This is a genomic window from Desulfotignum phosphitoxidans DSM 13687, from assembly GCF_000350545.1.
Classification (GTDB): Bacteria; Desulfobacterota; Desulfobacteria; order Desulfobacterales; family Desulfobacteraceae; genus Desulfotignum; species Desulfotignum phosphitoxidans.
This window is the reverse complement of sequence record NZ_APJX01000032.1, coordinates 1-2,285: the sequence shown is the minus strand read 5'-3', so window position 1 is coordinate 2,285 and position 2,285 is coordinate 1. Positions and strand designations below refer to the sequence as shown.

The 2,285-nt window shown below is 42.7% G+C and carries 3 protein-coding genes; 2 read left to right on the top strand and 1 reads right to left on the bottom strand.

Translation table 11 applies throughout. The annotated features are described in order from the left end of the window. Positions 1-195: 195 nt before the first annotated feature. Positions 196-702: an Lrp/AsnC family transcriptional regulator gene (locus tag DPO_RS23490; protein WP_006968879.1), complete on the bottom strand. Its 507-nt coding sequence runs from the start codon at positions 700-702 to the stop codon at positions 196-198. 255 nt (positions 703-957) lie between these two features. Here DPO_RS23490 and DPO_RS24945 point away from each other — a divergent pair, with 255 nt between their 5' ends. Then, positions 958-1,401: a LysE family transporter gene (locus DPO_RS24945; RefSeq protein WP_268870658.1), complete on the top strand. Its 444-nt coding sequence runs from the start codon at positions 958-960 to the stop codon at positions 1,399-1,401. A 251-nt stretch (positions 1,402-1,652) separates the two neighbouring features. Then, the gene (locus DPO_RS26830) at positions 1,653-1,883 is read left to right on the top strand and encodes a type II toxin-antitoxin system HicB family antitoxin (RefSeq protein WP_201765677.1); all 231 of its coding nucleotides are present in this window, start codon (positions 1,653-1,655) and stop codon (positions 1,881-1,883) included. Positions 1,884-2,285: the final 402 nt, after the last annotated feature.

Genomic DNA, 2,285 nt, shown 5'->3' with positions numbered 1-2,285 from the left:
ATAAACGATACTTGTTGTATCCATGACATTTTCAGATCAGAAAACATCTGACTTTCAGTAAATTTGAAGGGAAAGCATGCTCCCTCAATGTGCCTATACTCAGGGCAATTCATAATTATGGATTCTACTGGCATTCATAGTGCTCAACCCATAGGCGATCTTTCGGGCAACATATGATTTTTTTCTGAGCGATAGTTAACCCTGTCCTTCAGGTCTTTTCCGCAATTGAAAATTTTCAGGTTCCAGGGGAAAAATCCCTGTTTTTTTTAGGACTGGCGAGGACAGGACAATGGAGGTCTTTGTCTCTCCGAACTGGGTGAGTTTTTCAATCATGGTGTTGAGCTGCCCAATGGACCCGGTGACAATTTTCAGAATCAGGGATTCACTGCCGCTGATATGGTGGCATTCCACGACCTCCTCCTCCTTTTCGGCAAAGGCATAGATTGCCTGATATTTTTCCGGCTGATTGGTCAGGGTGACAAACGCCATGACGACCTGACCGAAGGCTTGGGAATTGATATCTGCATGATATCCGCCTATTATGCCAGCAGACTCCATTTTATAGACCCGTTCTGCAACGGCAGGCGAAGACAGTCCCACTTTACGTCCGATCCGGCTGAAACTGCTCCGGGCATTCATCTGAAGCTCCCGGAGAATTTTCATACCGATTGAATCAACAGGGCTTTCAACTTTAGCGCTCATTTTCAGGTCATCCTTTAAATTATTAATTAAATGCTCCAATTAAACTTGAAATGGCTATTCTCTGAATTTTTCAGATCATATATCATATCTGCATTGCTAACAGGCATAGATTTTTTTTATAGGATCTGAAACCTTTGTGGTAGTAGTGGTTAGGTAATAACTTTTTAGGAGGGCGAAGGATTTAATGATAATACTGTTCGACGGAATGCTGACCGGTATGTTTTTACAACTGGCTTTAGGTCCTGTTTTTTTTATATTTTATCAATCACGATGGACAGCGATTTTATCAACAGCCTGTCCGGCATTCTGGCCGTTACCCTAGTCGATTACATCTATATAATCTTGTCATTGATCGGAATCGGAAAGCTGCTCCAGAAAAACGGGATCAAGAAAAAATTCGGAATCACCGGTTCGGTCATACTGGTTTTATTCGGTCTGATGATCCTGCATAAGGGAATTGCAGGCATCAGTGAGACCGCCCATGTCGTTTCGGTCTGGACCCCTTTGAGCAGTTTTACAAGCTGTTTCATACTGACGATTTCAAGCCCGCTGACCATTGTTTTCTGGAGCAGCATTTTTTCCGCCAAAGCCATTGAAAAAAACTTATCAGAAAAACCAGCTCATGATATTCGCGATCGGCACCGGATTATCTACCTTTGTTTTCCTGTCTTTAAGCATGTATATTTTATCCATGCTTAAATCCGGCATTCCGGCCTGGCTTGTGCAAATATTAAACTGCGTGGTGGGTGGCGTGCTGATCTTTTACGGCATCATCCGGGCAATCAAAACTCTAAAGAATGGATAAGTGATCCTTCTCCAAAAAATTGCATTATCCAAGGCCTGGTTCCTGAGCTCGTGAATCTGCAAGATGTCAAGGGGCAAGCCAAACCATATCAAATTCGCCAGTTTCTGAAAGTGGTTGAGAAACATGATCTTAAACTGGAGGATGAATAATAATACAGGACTATCATATAAACATTTTCTATTCAGATGAGGACAAAGGGTACATCGCTGATATACCCGATCTTGAGGCTTGCTCCGCGTTCGGCGAGACTCCTGACGAGGCATTGCATGAAGTCCAGAAGGCCAGGGATTTGTGGATAGCGGCAGCACGAGCAGAGGGAAAAACTATTCCGATCCCTAAATATCGACCAGTTATATATCAGGCGGTTTCAGCTTGATAATATTACAGACCAAACATCAGCTTGCAGAAGGATGCTCATTTTGCTTCATTTCATTCCCACATCTCCATCTGGGCGTTAAGATTTATCCTGCTCAATGATAAATTATCCCATACCAGAAATTTGCAAAAGGCGCTTTTATAAAGGATACCAATGCAACTCATGAACTCAATAAAGTGAAAAAACTGGACCGTGGAAGTGAAAACAATGGACTGTACTTTTCTGTGCCGGCAGCAAAACTTGGCGATGCAGTCTCTATTGCCAGATGGATCAGGTACAGATTCTCAAGTGAATATGTCGGGCATGTCATATTGTCCATTTCCAGCGTATCCCTTTACCTGTGCGGGATACCGGCATGTATCATTTGAACAGTGTCAGAAATACAAATTTTTGTATTTCCGA